We start from the raw sequence: 17866 nt of genomic DNA, 5'->3' as shown, positions 1-17866 counted from the left end.
CTCAACACCTTCATCTGACCGACATGACTCACCCTTCTGCTTGCCCCCGATGCAACTCTACCGAGATCGACGCTCACAACTACGCCCGCAAGATAGGCAGCACTGTAGGCACTGCCGCCGGGGCTGCCGGTAGTGCTGCTGCTGCACTCGGGGGCGCTGAAGCCGGTGCCGCCCTTGGCATGGTCGCCGGCCCAGCCGGTTCCCTCCTTGGCGGGTTGGCTGGCGCCCTCATGGGTGCCTTGTTCGGGGGCGCGGCCGGCTGTGCCGCCGGAGCCGCGGTTGGCGAAGCCATCGACACCAATGTGCTCGACAACTACGAGTGCCAAGCGTGCGGCCACAGCTTCGGCAGGCCAGGACGATCGCCCGACCTCTAGCCACCACGAGTTGGTCCTTCCTGCCGCAACACGTCAGAGAACCCCAAAGCAATCGCGATTTGCGCGACGCACATCTGCTGCTTTCTTCATCAATCCCCGCCCGGCAGCCTTTGGCTGGCCGGGCTTTCTTTTGGAGATTTCTCATGCCGCATTCCACCGTCGAACCCGAACGTTCCGCGCCGCGTCTTCAACTCGGCAAGGTAGTCATCACCGATGCCGCCTTGGCCGCCCTGGAAAGAGTCGGAACAGAGGGCGTCCTCTTGCTCGCCCGCCATCTGCATGGCAATTGGGGCGATGTCACCGAGCAGGACGCACTGCAAAACGAGTTGGCCTTGTTGCTGGGCCTGCGTGTGCTGTCCCGCTACGTCATCGCCGACAACGTTGTGATCTGGATCATGACCGAGCCCGGTCGGGCAAGCACCACGATCATGCTGGCGGATGGACACCCGAAGCGGGCAAGTGACCCGCCCGCCGACTAGAGCTGCGATGGCTGCGCGCTGGCGTATCAGGGGCGGCGTTGTTCCAGCCGGTGGGCCAACGTCTCGACGATGTCCACCACCATTGTTCGATCCGTGCTGCCGAGCTTGGACAACAGCCGCGCCAAGTGGCTCGCTTGGTCGGTGGCTCGCGAGCTGGTTTCCGTCAGCAGCTCGGCGATGTTGCACTCGAAGATCTCGGCCAACTCGCTCAGCCGGAGCACGGTAGGCAAGGCGACACCGCGCTCGATGCGCGACATCGCTTCCACGCCGATCCCCAGGCGCTCGGCCACCCGCTCTTGCGTGAGCTCGCTGGCGATGCGTCGCTTCGCGATGGCCCGGCCTACGGCAGTGGCCAATCGCTTCTCTTCCTCTTGCGGCATACGCCCTCCATTTCCAACTGGAATGGTTGGGTATCGCCCTACTAAGAGGAAGGACTTTTAAGGTCTGCAGTCAACCTAAAAGGTTGTTTATAGTCTCGGTTACATCCACCAACACTTTGACCCAGGAGAAAACGTTGAAACACCCATTCCGACAGCTTGCCTTGGCTGGCGCCATCGCCGTCGCCACTGCCGCTACCTCTCATGCAAGCGAAACCCCTTTTCAAGTTTCCGTCCAAGTCGTTCAAGGCGTCTCGGTCGTTCAACTCGAATCCGTAGCCAATCACGTCGTCCTCAAGGGCTTCGATGTGAATCGCGGCAACTGCAAGACCAAGTTGGGCGGCATCGACCCCTTGCCGTTGACGTTCAAGTTCGGCAACGGCGTCAAGCTCTTTGCCTACTCGTGCAGCGTGAAGGAAGTTTCCGTTGCCACCAACCAGGGCACGTTCACCTATTCCTTTGGCCGATAGGCCGGCCCCATGTCAAGAGCATGCGCAGTGCGCTGCTCCTGCATCTTTTCGCTTCCGGCTGCGCCCGGAATCAGTTTGGAAAAACGTCAATCAATGAAAAATCTCAAGAACACTATTCGAATGGCAGCAGCGTCTGCCGTGATTCCGGCTCTGGCCGCGTGCGGTGGCGGCGGTGGATCTGGTGGGGGTTCCGGTTTCCCGGTCGGGATAGTTCCCCCCACGACCACTCCTGAGCCAGCCGTGATATCCAGCGGCACCGCCGCTGTCGGCCTGCCAATCGTCGGTGGTCAGGTCACCATGAAATGCGCTTCCGGCACCACCACGACGGCGGTCACGGAAAACACCGGGGCCTGGCAGACGTCCGCCCGCAACAGCGACTACCCTTGTGTCATCCAGGTATCCGGCGGCATGGCCGGCGGCGTCGAACGCACGACGTCGCTGTACTCGGTCGCCAGCGGTCCTGGCGTTTCCAACATCACGCCGCTGACCGACCTGATCGTGGCCGCTCTGAGCGGGCAAGAGCCTGGGGCCTGGTTTGCCAGTGCCAGCAAAGGCGCGTTGAGTGGCGCAATCACGCCGGCAGGGCTCTCGGATGCGCTCGGCAAGATCAAGTCGGTCATCGCGACTTTGCCGGGCAAGCTGAGCCTGCCTGACGGGTTCGACCCGATCACCACCGGCTTCAACGCCACCAAGGGCGATGCAGTCGACGGTCTTCTCGAGGTCTACGGCGTTGCTCTGACGACAGCAGGGGTCACGCAAGCTGATGCAGGCAAGGCGGCTGCATCCGGTACCGCGCTGACGAAAGAAGCGTTCTCATTGACGGCGTACACCACGCCGAATTTGACCGCGATCAAGATGGGCACTTCCAAGAATCTGGATGACACCTTCGGCATCTCGATTCCCGATTTGAACCGAGGCAGCTACACAGCGAAGGCCAGTATCGATTCAGATGGCAATCTGAGTGCGTTGGGTGCGGGCAGTCCATTCAACGGGTATGTGTCGCTTCTGGGCAATCGGATCGGTCAGTTGTGTACGGCCAACAAGGGCGGCATGAATCCAAAAATGGCCAGCCAATACGTGTATGTGTCCTCGGAACTGACAGAAGTCACCGATGCCACTGAACTGTTCGGCAAGAACTTTGTGGAATACGAAGACTGCGCTTCCTACGGCACTTCGAAGATCCGAGCAGATGGCGCCTTCATCTTCACTGAAACCGCATCGGGAGACAGCAATGAGCCCGACTTGAGTTTTGCTCAAGCACTGACCGGCAATGGCCGTGTTGATGCGGCAAACGGCTCAGTGATTCGTGGCAAGGTTTACAAGTACGCCGTTGGCGGAGTCACCACGTATGTCTATCTGATCGTCAGCACCAAGCAAGGGACTTCAACACCTGTGCTGAACGGCGAGACTGACTATGTGGTGATGGGCGTCTCTCTGCAGCCTTGATGAAACGATGACCAACAAGACCATCTCCCCTTTGCGGGTCGGTGGATTTGTTGTCTCGTGAGTCGTTCAAACCACGGGCTTGATCGCCTGGCACACCGATCTGGCTCCCGAGACAATCCGGTGCGCAGGATCCATTTCGCTAGACAAAGAGCGCGCGTAGCGTGATCCACTTTCCGCCGGTGGTGCAGAGCAATTCTCCCAGAGTGGAGGATTGCTCTGAACGCCCCAAGCCCCGTCTATTTTTCTTTGTTCGACAAGGATTCATCAGCTGTCGTTGAGGTTGATGGCCCACTCTTGCGCCTTGGAGCGTTCCCGCTTCATTCGACTGAATTCCGGTCGTGCTCGGATCGTTGTCACGCCTCGGTGGATGCCGTTGAGCGATCTCGGTGCTTGACGGAGTGACCCGTTTCCGACGAGAACCCGTCCGTGCCAAATGAGGTTCCTCATACTTGGCCCCATGCATCAACTCCCCGTAGTTGATCGCCACCAACCATAAGAGCTAGACGCGGTGTTTCGCAAGACACGCGTCATCCGACGGCTCGAAGTGCAGCCAAGTGCTCACTTGAACATCAGCAGCTTTGCCTTGCTGATGATGCGACCCAAACAAAATTCATCAGTAACCGCATGACGCCGACTAGGGATCCAAATGCAGCTTCGTTTGGCTCGTCAAGCATCCCGTCAGGGTATCGGGTAGCTAAATTTCGCGACCTATCGCGCGACTTGCCCGCAGTCAGTCGAATCAGCAACATGGGCCATGTTCTTCAGACTTCGTGCCCGATCGCGGTGGCGAAATCGGCCGAATGGCAGTTCATGTCCCATGTGCCGTTGACCTGAGACGAGTGAGCAGGGCCGCGGCGGCAATTGGTGATTGCTTGACCCCACGGTTCCTGGATTTGTCGATGTGCGCTGACATGATCCAATGCACTTCGCATATATGCTCGCGCTTCTCTTTAATTTGAGGCGAACTTATGGCAAAGACCTTCCTGCAAGTGAAAAAACAGATCGAACAGTTGCAACGCGAGGCCGAACAACTGCGCAAGAAGGAGGCTGATGGCGTGCTCCTCCGCATCAAGGAGGCCATTGCTGTGTACGGCTTCACGGCTGCTGATCTCGGCGTTGGAGCGGCGGCGGGGCGTGCGTCGGTGGCTGTGAAGCGGGGGGGCAAGAAGATTCGTATGGGCAAGAAGCAGAACAGCGATGCGACCGCGCCGAAGTTCAAGGACGGCCAAGGGAATGTCTGGAGCGGACGCGGTCCACGTCCGGCATGGTTCAAGGCCGCACTTGAGGCGGGTAAGTCTGCCGACGAACTGCTCGCCAAGTAGCAAGACTGCTACGGACCCTGGAGGGGGCGAATATCGAGTCGTGCGCACTGCACGGCGATGCCGTCGGTGTGGCGGTTTCGGAGACCGTGATCGAGAAGGCCGAGACGTCGAGGTCGGTCGGTAAGTCCACAGTGGCGCTCATTGCTCCGATCCTTTCCCGTCAGGATCTGGAGCGTACTTCTCGTAGGCGACCAAGAGCGACGCGCAAACCCATGTCCCTGCGAGCAAGGCAAACGCAACTGCAGCGCCTCGGGCGTCTTCGAGCCAGTCGAGTCCCGGGACCGCTAGCATCAAGGGTGCTACGCAGGTACCCACAACCGCTAAGACCAGCAGGAAAAACACCAACCAACGCATCACCGAATCTCCGCGGCTTCGGACTTGTCGGTCGCGCCTGAGGTGTCGCCGTGATCGGCTTCGGGCTGGGCGAGGGGACTGCAGTTCTCTTGCTGCGCGGATCTCTGGCGTGACCAAGGCGCCAAGCGGGATGCCGGTGTATAAGGGCTGTGACGAGCAGGTCCAGGACAGATGCACGCATTGAGCGCGGAAGGTAAGCCCCGAGACCAAGGTGGTGATTGTTGAACGAGCAGGAGCTGGAGCACGTGGATCTTTGCTTCAGAAAAGCAGAGAAGAATAGGTGTGAACCGGGCACTCGGAATGCCTCTTGCGGGCATCATGAACGCCAAGCTCGAACTTCGAGCGTCAGGGCTGCGGCAGCGTTTGCTGCTTTAGAAAAATGGCGACCGAGAGGCCGCCATTTGCGTAGTTCAGTACTGGCGAGATGGCGCGAGCTTGCGAAGAATCGATGCCTGCCACAGCTCTCGGGAGGCATCGCCCACCGTCATGACGGGCAGGCCACGTCGCTTGCTGCCGTTCTCGGCCTGGTGCGGCGCAGCATTTCACACCCTCGGGAGTGATAGCCAGATGTTCGTAATTTCGCGGCATCCATCTCGGCTTGCTAGACGTGCTGATACGTTGCCAGTCAGTCACCCAAAACCACTGAGACCAATTAATCTTGTAATCTCAGGCTCCCTTGCTATGAACAGAGTAAAACGAGGGCAAGCCATCGACAAGGAGGCCATGGTTCCGCAACTTCCCGCGCACGCACGTACGGTTGTCGCCAAGCAGCAACTCTGGCACGAGCTGGATATGCTGTGCCGGCTCGGCGTGGGCCTTGCCCCAATTGCACCGGAAGTATGTGGCGCGCTGCGCACGCTCGTCGGCGCCGATGCGGCCGCGCTGTTCTGGATGGACGAGCAAGGCCTTCCCGCGGGTTTTTTTCATGAGGATTCGCCCGCATCGACGCAGAACCTGTTTCTCAACGAGTTCGAACGTTTGTTCGTCGGTGCACGGGAAACGAACGTGTTTGCTCTTGCCCGGCCCGACGGCCCGCGCGTGGGCCGTTTGCTCACGCCCGATGCGAGCTACTTTCGTTCCAATAGTTATAACTTGCTGGTTCGCGCCAGTGGTCACCACCACGTACTGGACATGCGGGTGGAGGTGCTTGGCCGCACGCGTGCTGTGGTCAGCCTGTTCCGGGCGCCGGGCGCGCGTGGCTTTGATGCAGACAATGCCGCTGTACTCGAACGCACCACGGCCCACCTTGCCCGCGCCTTTGCACGCGCACCCACACCCCCTTGGAACGATAGCATCGACAGTTTGGTGGGGCACGTCCTGCTCGATGCCGCCGACCGACGCCCCGTTCTGGTCGATGTACCCGCAAGACTGCTGCTGCAAACCGCCAACCTGCGGGGGGTGGGTCTCAAGGGCGGCTCGGATGCACCACTGCCCTCCGATATTGCCAGCCACTTGGGGTTGCGGTCGGATCTGACAGACCAGCCCATCCGCATTCCTGTACCTCACGGCGTGCTGGTCGTGAAAGCACACCTAATGCATCCGCCAACAGGTACGGCGGGCAGTTCCGCACAGCTGTTGCTCACTCTCCAACTGCAGCGCATGCGTCAGATCGACGTGGTGCGCCGAATACGGGAACTGCCTCTCAGTCCCCTTCAGCGCGAAATCGCGGCTTTGGCCGGGTTGGGGCACGCGCGCGCCGACTGCACCGCACTCACCGGGGTGGGCCAGGCGGCGCTCAAGAAGCATCTGCGCGTCATCCTTGACGTTGCGGGCGCGACCGATTGGGACAGCTTGGCCCGGGCTTTGCGCGCGTAAGGCGCGTACGTTCGCGAGATCGCTCTCATCGTACCCCTTGGGGGAATGGCGCGCGGCAGCGCTGAGTCCAACAATGCCGCCACGCATAGCTGCTCCTGTAGCTATCTCGACTCCGTCATTTTCCCCTCTCGACGACGTTGCCTTTGCTGTACGACTGCGCTCGTCGCGTGGCGCAGATCAAGGCATTGCCGTCGACGAGCGGTAGTCCTTGGCCCCTTCATGTTGGAGATCTGTCCGTGCCATCTTCCCTGTCTCACGTCCAATGGGACCTGTTGACTTCATCGCGTCCCAAATACTGGGGCTGGACCTGGCGATGGCACCTGCCTGTCAAACTTATATGTGGATGGCCTGCCGTGGTGGGCCGCGCCCATGGCCCCACATGCACCTCCGACCAGGGAGCTGGTACCCATGCATGAATGGCACTCGGACTTTCAGCTGATTGAAAGGCCAACGGGGCGACATGATGCCTTCGTCGGATGCTCCGCACAGGCGGCGACCACGGTGCTCAAGAGGCCCGCATCGCCCTCTGCGGAGGGGGTCCGAGAAACCATGGTCCAGAGCCTTCGCTTCGAGCCATTTCTCAACTTCCAGATTCGTTTTGGTCGTTCTTTCTGCGTGCACATCGACAGTCGCCGACGCGCACCAATCTATGTGATTGGTGGAGATGACTGCTGGCTGCAATTCGGCAATGAATCCGCCGTGGCGTTGAAGCACGGCGATGTCGTCTTCCTGCCGCGCGGTGGCAAGCACCGCGTTTTCTCCGATCCGGCTGCACCGCCTTCCAGCTTCGAGGATCTGATGGCGTGTCGACCGACGCGGCGCGGGTCGACGTATGACCTGCAAGTGGCCGGCAACGACAGTGTTTGGAGCGGGAGCTTCTACTGGAGTGCCAATCTGGCCTCTCATCCACTGGTAGCGTCCTTACCGTCGGTGCTGCATCTGCGTGCAGCGGACGCCACTTCCTGGCTGCCGTTCATGACTGACCTGGTGCGCTGGATGGCTGATGGGCACACAGGCGGAAAAGGCGTAGGCATGACAGAGACGGTCGGGGTTCTGATGCGGCACATGGTGCTGGACTGGCTGCGACGTACGGATACAGGCCAGTACGCCGACGGGTCATTGGCCGCGGACCTGGAGGACCCGCGGTTGCTCTCGGCGCTTGGAGCCATCCATGCTCAACCTGCGCATCCGTGGACTGCGGAGTCACTGGCTGAGCTCTGCCATATGAGCCGCAGCACGTTTTCCACTCGGTTCCAGGCGCAAATGCATCAATCACCCATGCGCTACCTCGCATGCTGGCGCATCCACCTGGCCGCTCGCCTGCTGCGCGAACAGCGAATTTCGCTCGACCAGGTGGCCGAGCGTGTGGGCTATTCGACTGGAGCTATCCTCGCTCGAGCCTACAAGCGTGTACTTGGAATTTCTCCACGAGGCAGTGAACGCAAATAGACCGACGCGTGTGCCTTTTCCCGGGCGCACGAAGTACATCGTGCAGCATGCGCTCCGATCCCACTGAAAGTGGACCTTTTTTCACGCTCGATCGAAGCAGCCAATCGTGATGGCGCTGTAAGACTCCCGAGTTCGTGGTGCTCAGCAAGCCCTGATTCAGCTCGTCGATGCTCGCGATGTGCCTGCAGAATCGATACAGTGATGGGGGCCCCCATGGGGGCTTTGAGGGCGGCGGCGATCCTAGATGCTTCGCACAAGTTGCTAGAGGATGGAACTTGCGTGCGGAGTGTACGTCGCCTACGAGTCCCATTGAATCCTCACGCCCGGCGTTCAATATACATAGACGCTGCCCGAACGATAAGCCGAATCGTTTGCAGCATCACCATTGATGCCTGTTGCGTTGCTGGCCTCTCCCAAGGCGCCTACGACCAGGTTTGCGCCGTCTTTCGTCACGGCCAGTGAGATGCCAAAACCGTCGTACTTTCCAGTATTTGTAGCTTTCACATAGGTCTGCTGCTTCCAGGATCCCCCCTTCTCGCGCGCGTACAAGTAGACAGCTCCTGCGTCATACATGGTCCCGGCAACTTGGTTGCCATTGAGGCCGATTTCACTGTTGGTCTCGTAGGGCGCACCGACCGCCATGAAGCGCCCATCCAGGGTTAGGGAAATAGATGCGCCGAAGGAGTGAGACGCACCTGTGTTCGAGGCTTTTATATAAGCCTGCTGTTCCCACGCTCCATCCGTACGGGAAAAGACGTAAACCGCACCGGAATATGCCGCGCTGTTGTCAAGTTGGTTTCCGTTGACACCCGTTGCACTACTGCTCTCTCCATTGGCTCCGACAGCCAGCGTATCTCCGTTCGCCGATAACGCGACGCTCAAGCCGAACTGGTCCGAACCATCAGTATTGGAAGCCTTCACATAGGCTTGCTGCGCCCATGCGGTATCGGTGTTCCGGGCGTACACATAGACAGCGCCTGCGCGGGTTGCACTGTTGTTTTTTTGGTCGCCATTGATGCCGGTAGCGTTGCTTCCTTCATTGATTGCACCCACTGCAAGCGTAAGTCCGTTTGCCGACAGTGCCAGGCTCGAACCGAACGAATCCGAGTCTTGGCTATTGGACGCTTTCACGTAGGTGTTCTGCAGCCAACTTTCCGCAGTTTTTTCGAACACATAGACCGCACCAGCAGAAGTGGCGCTGTTGTCGGCTTGATTGCCGTTGATGCCGGTGGCATTGCTATCCTCTCGCTCGGCAGACACGGCCAGAACGGTACCATCGCTTGACAGCGCTACCCTCGAGCCGAAGAGGTCGGAAGCGTCGGTATTCGAAGCCTTTACGTAAGCCTTCTGTGTCCATACGCCGTCCTGGCGAGAGAAGACATACACCGCACCGGAGTTTGGCGAAGCGCTGTTGGATTGGTCGCCCCCAACACCTGTTGCATTGCTCGACTCACCTTGAGCGCCAACAGCCATCGTGTTCCCGTTTCCAGACAACGCGACGCTATAGCCAAACTGACTGTACATTCTCGTGTTGGACGCTTTGACATACGCCTGTTGGACCCATTTCCCATCCAATCGCGTGAAGACATACACCGCGCCAGCTGCGTACGCGCTCCCGTCCGCCTGATCGCCGTTGATGCCGACGGCGTTGCTGTTCTCGAAGCTTGCCCCCACGGCCAGAGTTTCTCCATCGGCTGACAAGGCAACGGCTGCGCCGAAGGAGTCATATTCGAATGTGTTGGAGGCTTTGAAATAGCCGATGGCCTTGACTAGATCGGGGGTGACCGATTCGGAACTGGGGCCGCAACCTGCGCTGTTGCAGGCCCGCACTGCGTAAACGGCATTCACACGCGAATGCAGCGACACAAGGTATTTGTATTCGGTGCTGCTGGCTTGGCCCTCGAGTGGCACAGGTGCTGCAGGGCCGGCGCCGTCGAGGTCTTCCAGAATTTCATAGTGGGTCGCGCCCTCTACGGGCTCCCAGCGAAAGTCATAGCGTTGAGGAGCGTAGTTCAGGCTCAGGTTGGCGGGAGACGCCGCTGGCGCATCAACCGGTGCCCGATCGTCGCCACCTGAGGACGGTGGCGGGCCTTGAAAGAACGGCATTCCATTTCCTCCTCCGCTGCCGCCGCCGCAACCACTCGCAAGAGAAATCAGAAGTCCGCTAGCGAGTATGGATGCGAAGTGGCGAAAGCCAGCGAGGGGGCGTCCTTTGTTGCGCAGGGTTGAGAATGGGAGCATGTTGGGTCGCTTTCGATGAGTAAGTGCAATGCGAAAGCGGCGCAGGATAGATGCGGTGAGGTTGGTTCTGAGTCCAGCTTTGGTGCTTAGAGTCGCCTGACAGCGAGATCGAGCGGTTGAGCTGTCCGCTGTCGCGATCTGAGTCAGCCGGAGCTGGATCTCCAAAAGTCCATGGATGGAAATGCAATCCTTCTGGATGCCAACGAATTCCATCCTTTGCCTGTTCGATGGCCAATCTGGTTGTTTCAGAAGGAGCGTGGCAGGTCGAGCAAGTGTTCCGCGACGTAAGCGAGGATCAGGTTGGTCGAGATCGGCGCCACCTGGTAGAGCCGGGTCTCCCGGAATTTGCGTTCGACGTCGTACTCGTTGGCAAAGCCGAAACCGCCATGAAACTGCAGGCACGCATTGGCGGCCTCCCAGCTGGCTTTGGCGGCCAGGTACTTCGCCATGTTCGCTTCCGCGCCGCAAGGCTGCCGGGCGTCGAAAAGCTCGCAGGCACGCCAGCGCATGAGGTCGGCGGCTTCCACCTCGATGTGGCTCTCGGCAATCGGAAACTGCACACCCTGGTTCTGACCGATCGGGCGGCCGAACACGACACGGTCCTTCACATACCCGGTCACGCGGTCAATGAACCACTTGCCGTCGCCGATGCATTCCGCGGCAATCAGTGTGCGCTCTGCGTTAAGACCGTCGAGGATGTAGCGGAAGCCCTGGCCTTCCTCGCCGATCAGGTGGTCTGCCGGAATCTCCAGGTTTTCGATGAACAGCTCATTGGTCTCGTGGTTCACCATGTTCGCGATCGGCTGTACGGTCAGGCCGTTGCCGATGGCCTGGTGCAGGTCGACCAGAAAGATCGACATGCCTTCGGATTTCTTCTTCACCTCGGCCAGCGGCGTGGTGCGCGCCAAGAGGATCATCAGGTCGGAGTGCTGCACGCGCGAGATCCACACCTTCTGCCCGTTGACGACATAGGTGTCGCCCTTGCGCACGGCGGTGGTCTTGATCTTCGTGGTGTCGGTGCCGGTGGTGGGCTCGGTCACGCCCATCGACTGAAGCCGCAGCTCGCCGCTGGCGATCCTTGGCAGGTAGCGGCTTTTCTGCGCCTCGCTGCCGTGGCGCAGCAGCGTGCCCATGTTGTACATCTGGCCGTGGCAGGCGCCGGAGTTGCCGCCGCAGCGGTTGATCTCCTCCATGATCACCGAGGCTTCCGCGAGCCCGAGGCCGGAGCCGCCGTAGGACTGCGGGATCAGTGCTGCCAGCCAGCCCGCGGCAGTCAGTGCATCGACAAAGGCTTCGGGGTAAGCGCGTTGCTCGTCGATCTTGCGGTGGTATTCGTCGGGAAACTCGGCGCACAGCGCGCGCACGGCGTCACGGATGTCCTGGTAGTTGTCGGAAGAACGGTTCATGGTGTATCTCGCTGGCAGGGTGAGTGGGGCATCGGCCGCGCGAGCGCGCGCATTCCTTGCGGCCACGAGGGCGCAATGAACGATCGATGCAGGGAACGGAAAGAAGCGAAGGGGGCCGGGCGGCCCCGGGGTGTCAGGCGGGCGCCGTCATCAGTGGGATGAGTTCGCGCACGTCAGGCAGCTCCTCGAGCCGGCGCAGTGCCGAATCCAGTGTTTCGGCCTGTGACGGCGGCAGCCGCGGCTTGATCGAGGCGCAGCAGGCCATGAACTTGGCCTGCTGATCCGGCGCGGGCAGCGGCCGGCCAGGGCTGCCGAGAAAGTGCGGCACGGCCAGCCGCAGCGTGTCGCCCCGTTTGAGCACCACTTCGACCACTTGCGGACCCAGGGCGTTCGGGTTGGGGTTGCCGTCGTCCAGCACCTCGACCCGGCGTGCCAGTTCGAAGGTGCGCGCGTCGTTCAACGCGGGCGGGTCGAAGGCCTCGATGCCCACCCGACCCTTGCGCAGCGCCGTGGCCACCACGTAGCCCATGCTGAGCTTGGCGCTGGCAGAGTCCATGCCAGGCTGCGCCGGCCGCCCCACGAGCCGTGCGATCAGCGCCGAGGCATGCACGCGCACGGTTTCCACGTCGTCCGCTCCGAAGCCATGCGCGGCCATGAGATCGACGACCGCATCGACGCCCGCGTGGGTCGCGCGGCCGGTGGGGTAGGGCTTGTGGCTCATGCGCGCGATCTGGAAGACCTGGCCGACGTCGTTCGCCACGTCGGCCCAGCGCGACTGGCCGAAGTCATAGAGCGCGAAGTAGCCGAACGGGCCCTCCAGGATGTCTCGCGGTCCCGGGAAGCCGGCACGCGCCAGTTCGAAGGCGGTGACGGCTGCGCGTGCGTTCAGGCCCACCTGCAGGCCGACCGCGGGCGAGCCCTCGGCATGGGCCTGCATGGTGCCGGAGAGGTGGCTGTACATGAGGCCGAGTGCGTTGTGCATCGTGTCGGCGTCCATGCCGGCGAGCTTGCACAGTGCGGCCGTGGCGCCGAGGCCGCCGCACATGGCAGGGCGGAAGAAGCGCATCGGCGCACGCTGCGCCAGCGCGACGTAGATGGCCACGTCGAGTCCCAGCGTCACGGCCGTGATCAACGCCTTGCCCGAGACGCCGCCTTCGCGTTGTGCATAGCCGAATGCGGCCGGCACGATGCAGGCGAAGGCGTGGACCACGGCGACGTCGTGCACCGCATCGAATTCCTGGTTGAACACCTGGTAGGCGTTGAGCATCACGGCCGACGGGAATGGCAGCTTCTCGCCGCTGCCCCAGACCGTGACGGCGTCGCCGTCGCCCAGGGACTGCGCTGCCTGCTTGAGTGCCGGCATGCGCGGATGGCGCGAGCCGGAGATGCCGACGCCGATGGTGTCGTAGATGAACATCCGCGCCGCATTCACCGCTTCGGGTGGCAGGGAGCCGAAATCGCGCGAGCGCACGTGGGCGATGAGGGTGTCGATGGCGTTCATTGAGGCATCGGGACAAAGGGGACGTCGCCGGACCGGGCAACGAGCGGCGCCGGCGCGGGGACCTGCGCGGCGTACCAGTCATGGAGGGACGAACCCGTGACCACCCGCACCATCGGGTGCGCGAGCAGCAGGTCCAGCATGGCTTCGAAATCGCCGAAGCGGTGGGGCACGCCCATCAGGTGCGGATGCAGCCCGATGGCCAGCACCCGGGGTTGGCCCAGGCGGGCGACTTCGCGCGCAAAGACCTCCAGGGTGCGTTCGAGCCGCAGCTTCATTTCGGGCGAGGAGTGCTTCTCGACCGCATAGATCACCGAATCATTGACCTCCAGCATGTAGGGCAGAGCCATCAGCGGACGGTGCTCGGTTTGCATCCAGCACGGCAAGTCGTCCAGGCACCAGTCGAACACATGATCGATGCCGGCGGCGGCGAGGATGTCGGGTGTGTCCGCCGCTTCGCGCAGGCCGGGCGAGAGCCAGCCGCGCGGACGAACGCCGGTGAAGGCGGCGATGCGGTCGAGCGACTTCACGATGGCTTCCGCCTGGGCGTGCCCGTCGAGTTGCGCCAGCGATTGCTGCTGCACCCCGTGGCCGATGAATTCCCAGCCGGCCTCCAGGATGGCCTGCGCGGCGCTCGGGTGAGAGTCGATCACCGAGGCGTTGAGGCTGGCGGACGCGCGCAAGCCGCGACTGCGCAGCGCCTCGATCATGCGTGGCAGCCCGCAGCGCAGGCCGTACTCGGCCCAGCTGAAGTTCGGCACGTCGGGCACCGTCTCCTTGCCGTGCGGCGGCGTCAGCAGCGTGCGCGGCATGGGGCGGTCGAAAGGCCAGTGCTCCACGTTCACGACGATGTGCGCGAGGATGTGGCCGCCGTCCAGCGGCATCAACGGCGGGCGCTCGGACGAGAGTTGAAAGGGGACGCGTGGATTGCTCATGAGGGGTTCTCTTGCAGGGTGGCGGTCATCGGTTCAGCTCCCTTCGAAACGCGGCGCGCGCCGCTCGGCAAATGCAGCCTGGCCCTCGGCGTAGTCCCGGCTGGCGAAGCATTGGCGCACCATCGCGTCGATCGCTTCCCGGGCCTGCGCTGTCGGGGGCTCCAGCGTAGCGAGAATCGCGGCCTTTGCGGCCCGCAAGGCCAGCGGCGCGTTCTGGGCGATCAGTGCCGCGCGTGACGTCACTTCGGCGTCGAAGATCTCGGCGTCGATGCAGTCGTTGACCAGGCCCAGGCGCATCGCCTCGGGGGCGTGGAGGCTGCGCGCCGTGTAGAACAGGTCGAAGGTGGCCGGTGCGCCCAGCAATCTCACCAGCCGCTGCATGCCCTCGAACGCGTAGCCCAGGCCGATGCGCGCGGCCGGCATGCGAAAGCGCGCGTTGGATGCGGCGAAGCGAAGGTCGCAGGCGAGGGCGATGCCCATGCCGCCGCCCATGCAGATGCCCTGGATGCGCGCCACTGTCGGCTTGGCGCATTCGGCCAGCACGCGCTGAGCGGTCGCCACCGCGTGGTCGTAGGCGGTCACGGCGTCGGTGCCGCTGCGCTGTTGCGCAAACTCGCTGATGTCGGCGCCCGAGACGAAAGCGGCGTCGCCTTCACCGGTGACGACAATCACGCGCACGGCGCGGTCGTCGGCCAGCGCCTGTACGGCTTCGGCGAGTTGCTGCCACATGGCCAGCGTCATCGCGTTGTGTTTGCGCGCATGGCTGATCACCAGGGTTCCGACCCCCGCTGCGGTCTCGGTCCGGATGTGTCCTTCGCTCATACCGCGGCCTTCGCTTGCAGCTGTTCGATGTCGGAGGGCGTGTAGCCGATCTCGGTCAGCATCTCGGTGGTGTGCTCGCCCCAGGCCGGGGCGGCGTGCGCGATGCGCGCTGGCGTGCGCGCCAGCGTGATGGGCTGCGACACCAGCCGGTAGCGCCGGCCATTGCCCGCTTCCACATCCTGCGCGATGCCCAGATGGTTCACCTGGGCGTCCTCGAAGACTTGTGGAATCGAATAGACAGGGCCCGCGGGCACGCCGGCGCGGTTCAGCAGTTCGACCCAGTGAGCAACCGTCTGGCTCTTGAAGACCTCGGCCAGGGCCTCGTTGAGTGCCAGCCGGTGTTCGACTCGCAGCTTCTCGGTGGCGAATTCGGGCACCGCCCTCAACTGCGGCGTCTGCAGGCATTCGCACAACCGCACCCAGTTGCCTTCGCCGGACGCGCCGAGATTGAACACACCGTCGCTGGCCTGGAAGAGGCCCATCGGGCTGCTCGTCGGGTGGTCGTTGCCTGCCTGGGCGGGCACGTCGCCGTCGTTGAGATAGCGCGCGGCCTGGAAGTCCATCAGCGCCACCTGCGTGTGCAGCAGCGAGCCGTGCACCCATTGCCCCTGCCCGGAACGCTCGCGCTCCAGCAGCGCGATCAGGATGCCCGCTGCCGCATAGACGCCGGTGCCCGAATCGGCCACCGCGAGGCCGGCGCGCACGGGGCCCTGTGCCGGGAAGCCCGTGACCGACATCAACCCGCCCATGCCCTGGATGATCTGGTCGAAGCCCGGGCGCCAGGCATAGGGACCGTCCTGGCCGAAGCCCGAGATGCTCGCGAGGATGATCCGGGGATTGACCGCGCGCAGCGCCTCGTAGTCGATGCCCAGTCGCGCCTTGACGTCGGGGCGCCAGTTTTCCACCACCACGTCGGCTGTTTCCACTAGCCGCATGAACGCCTCGAGCCCTTCCGGCTTCTTGAGGTTCAGCGTCATCGATCGCTTGTTGCGGTTGAGGTTCTGGAAGTCGCCGCCCCAGCGGTCGGCTGCGAACATCGCCTCGTTCGGGTCGACACCCGCCGGGGGCTCGATGCGGATCACGTCGGCGCCGAAATCCGCAAGGATGCGCACGCACGTGGGGCCGGCGCGAACGCGGGACAGGTCGAGCACGCGAAAGCGTGCGAGGGCAGGGGAGGCGTTGATCTTGGGCATGGTTTCTCCGAGGGAAGTCAATGAAGCGGGGTGCTGGCGCGCTGGGCGGTGCGCGCCGCGGGAACGGAAGGAGCGCCCGTCGGCGCGGCGAACTGGTGCCCGAAGGCCAGCAGCTCGGCCTCGGCGCCCGGCGCACCGATGGCCTGGATGCAAACCGGCCGGCCGCGCGCATCGGTGCCGATCGGGAACGACAACGAAGGGAGCCCGAGGTAGTTCACAAAGGCGTGGTACCGGTGCAGTGCGACCAGTTCGCGCGGGTCGAAGCGGTCGGAGGTGGTGGTCACCGTTTGCGCGTCGGGCACGCCGCGCGGCAGCGAAGGCAACAGCAGCACGTCGGCTTGCGCAAGGTGCCTGGTGACGAAGGCGTCTCGCCAGTCCGCGCGGGCTTCGCAGGCGTGTCGGTACCAGGCGGCCGGGACGGCCCAGCCCGGCAGGAGGATCGACTGCGTGATCGGCGCCAGCGAGCCGAGTGCGTGGCGCACGCTGTGCGCATGCGTGGCCGCGGCCTCGACGTGCAGCACGATCTGGGCAAGACACGACAGTTCGTCGAGCCCGTGCAAGGGCGCGCGGTGCCATGCCACCGCGTGCGAGGTGGCGCGAGATTCGAATGCCCCGAGCCGGCTTGCAACGTCGTCGCGCAGGTCGGGCTGGTCCAGTGCCGACGCCACGCGCCAGCGGCGGTGGCGCGACAGGTCTTCCTCGATGCCTTCCAGGCTGAGCAGACGCTGCGCCATCGGCGCTTCGTCGGGCAGCAGCGCCGCGAACACATGGGCCGCATCCGACACCGAGCGCGCCACCACGCCGACGGTGTCCAGCGACGGCGCCAGCTGCGACACGCCACCCGCGTCGATCACGTCGGCGCCGGGCTTGAATCCGACCACGCCGCAGGTGGATGCGGGAATGCGCACCGACCCCGCGGTGTCCGTCCCCAGCGAGGCCCGGCACAAGCCGGCAGCCACCGCCACGGCCGAGCCGCTGGACGACCCGCCGACCGCCGCCGCCGGGTCCAGCGGATTCAGCGGTGCGGGAAAGTGCGGGTTCTCCGCGGTGGCGCCGCAAGCGTACTCCGCCATCACAAGGGCGCCGAGGTAGGTCGCGCCATGCTCGGAGAGGCGTCGCAAGGGGGCAGAGGGAGTGCTGATCAACGCATCGGTCGCAGCGCCTTCCGGTCGTCCTTGCCCTGCGGCGCGCAGCCCTGTGCCGAACACGTCCTTGTGCGCCATCGCGATGCCGGAGAGCGGCGCATGCGCGACCGGCCGGCTGTCCGTAGCGCGCTCGACCACGCAGCGATGGACCGCAGCGCCGCGCTCGAAGGCGTCGCGCTGCAAGGCCAGCGCTTCGTCGGCCGAGCTGGCACCCGTGGCAATCGACCGGCGCAGCGCGGCGATGGAGGGCGTGCCCGCATCACTCATGCGCGTGCTCCACGGGGCGGATGTCGAACGGCGGTGTGGTGCCGGCGGCCAGACGGCTCGCCATGGGCGCCAGCCGTGCCAGCGTGCGCGCCGCGCGGACCTGAAGTCCGGGTGCGGCATCGATGCCATGCAACTGCAGGCTCAGCGTGACCCATGTCTTCCATGGCTCGAGGGTGGGGTCGGTCAAAGCGGTCTCCTGGCACCGTGCGCGCTCTCTGGAGCAGGTAAAATTAAAAGATGGATGAGGTCTATAAATATATTTATAACTCACAA

Annotated in this window: 15 protein-coding genes; 6 read left to right on the top strand and 9 right to left on the bottom strand. The window is 63.2% G+C overall.

Annotated elements, in window-relative coordinates; translation table 11 throughout:
- Window positions 1-517: 517 nt before the first annotated feature.
- Window positions 518-853 carry a hypothetical protein gene (locus FFI97_RS25210; protein ID WP_139701102.1) on the top strand — a complete coding sequence of 112 codons (336 nt, stop codon included), beginning with the start codon at window positions 518-520 and terminating at the stop codon, window positions 851-853.
- Window positions 854-879: 26 nt separating this feature from the next.
- On the opposite strand, the gene FFI97_RS25205 is transcribed toward FFI97_RS25210, so the two are convergent.
- Window positions 880-1233, bottom strand: a complete 354-nt coding sequence (locus tag FFI97_RS25205; protein WP_139701103.1) for a helix-turn-helix domain-containing protein — start codon at window positions 1231-1233, stop codon at window positions 880-882.
- 134 nt (window positions 1234-1367) lie between these two features.
- On the opposite strand from FFI97_RS25205, the gene FFI97_RS25200 reads away from it, so the two are divergent.
- The 5 genes from FFI97_RS25200 to FFI97_RS25180 all read left to right on the top strand — a co-directional run bounded on the left by FFI97_RS25200 (window position 1368) and on the right by FFI97_RS25180 (window position 8086).
- Window positions 1368-1700, top strand: coding sequence for a hypothetical protein (locus tag FFI97_RS25200; protein ID WP_139701104.1), 333 nt, complete (start codon window positions 1368-1370; stop codon window positions 1698-1700).
- Between the two features lie 93 nt (window positions 1701-1793).
- On the top strand, window positions 1794-3146 hold the full coding sequence (locus tag FFI97_RS25195; protein ID WP_260685173.1) for a hypothetical protein: 1353 nt from the start codon (window positions 1794-1796) through the stop codon (window positions 3144-3146).
- A gap of 968 nt (window positions 3147-4114) precedes the next feature.
- Complete coding sequence (locus tag FFI97_RS25190; RefSeq protein WP_139701105.1) at window positions 4115-4468, top strand: H-NS family nucleoid-associated regulatory protein; 354 nt, start codon at window positions 4115-4117, stop codon at window positions 4466-4468.
- A gap of 1035 nt (window positions 4469-5503) precedes the next feature.
- Entirely contained in the window at window positions 5504-6637 is a 1134-nt protein-coding gene (locus FFI97_RS25185) for a hypothetical protein (RefSeq protein WP_260685172.1), read from the top strand.
- Window positions 6638-7045: 408 nt separating this feature from the next.
- Entirely contained in the window at window positions 7046-8086 is a 1041-nt protein-coding gene (locus FFI97_RS25180) for an AraC family transcriptional regulator (protein WP_260685171.1), read from the top strand.
- A gap of 330 nt (window positions 8087-8416) precedes the next feature.
- Here FFI97_RS25180 and FFI97_RS25175 read toward each other — a convergent pair whose 3' ends face one another.
- From FFI97_RS25175 to FFI97_RS25140, 8 genes are all read right to left on the bottom strand, one after another.
- Window positions 8417-10192 carry an integrin gene (locus FFI97_RS25175; protein WP_185993719.1) on the bottom strand — a complete coding sequence of 592 codons (1776 nt, stop codon included), beginning with the start codon at window positions 10190-10192 and terminating at the stop codon, window positions 8417-8419.
- A 380-nt stretch (window positions 10193-10572) separates the two neighbouring features.
- Complete coding sequence (locus tag FFI97_RS25170) at window positions 10573-11733, bottom strand: acyl-CoA dehydrogenase family protein (RefSeq protein WP_139701108.1); 1161 nt, start codon at window positions 11731-11733, stop codon at window positions 10573-10575.
- 133 nt (window positions 11734-11866) lie between these two features.
- A complete protein-coding gene (locus FFI97_RS25165) occupies window positions 11867-13234 on the bottom strand; it encodes an MmgE/PrpD family protein (RefSeq protein ID WP_139701109.1) in 1368 nt (455 codons plus the stop codon).
- Window positions 13231-14166: a polysaccharide deacetylase family protein gene (locus FFI97_RS25160; protein WP_139701110.1), complete on the bottom strand. Its 936-nt coding sequence runs from the start codon at window positions 14164-14166 to the stop codon at window positions 13231-13233. Before FFI97_RS25160 ends, FFI97_RS25165 begins: the two co-directional genes overlap by 4 nt.
- A gap of 33 nt (window positions 14167-14199) precedes the next feature.
- On the bottom strand, window positions 14200-14988 hold the full coding sequence (locus FFI97_RS25155; protein WP_139701111.1) for an enoyl-CoA hydratase: 789 nt from the start codon (window positions 14986-14988) through the stop codon (window positions 14200-14202).
- On the bottom strand, window positions 14985-16181 hold the full coding sequence (locus FFI97_RS25150; protein ID WP_139701112.1) for a CaiB/BaiF CoA transferase family protein: 1197 nt from the start codon (window positions 16179-16181) through the stop codon (window positions 14985-14987). The genes FFI97_RS25155 and FFI97_RS25150 overlap by 4 nt, the downstream gene beginning before the upstream one ends.
- A gap of 17 nt (window positions 16182-16198) precedes the next feature.
- The gene (locus FFI97_RS25145; protein WP_139701113.1) at window positions 16199-17593 is read right to left on the bottom strand and encodes an amidase; all 1395 of its coding nucleotides are present in this window, start codon (window positions 17591-17593) and stop codon (window positions 16199-16201) included.
- Complete coding sequence (locus tag FFI97_RS25140; protein ID WP_070061249.1) at window positions 17586-17780, bottom strand: hypothetical protein; 195 nt, start codon at window positions 17778-17780, stop codon at window positions 17586-17588. The genes FFI97_RS25145 and FFI97_RS25140 overlap by 8 nt, the downstream gene beginning before the upstream one ends.
- Window positions 17781-17866: the final 86 nt, after the last annotated feature.

The organism is Variovorax sp. KBS0712 (assembly GCF_006323185.2).
GTDB lineage: Bacteria > Pseudomonadota > Gammaproteobacteria > Burkholderiales > Burkholderiaceae_C > Variovorax > Variovorax boronicumulans.
Note: the sequence above shows the minus strand (reverse complement) of the source record. Positions and strands in the feature narration are given on the sequence as shown.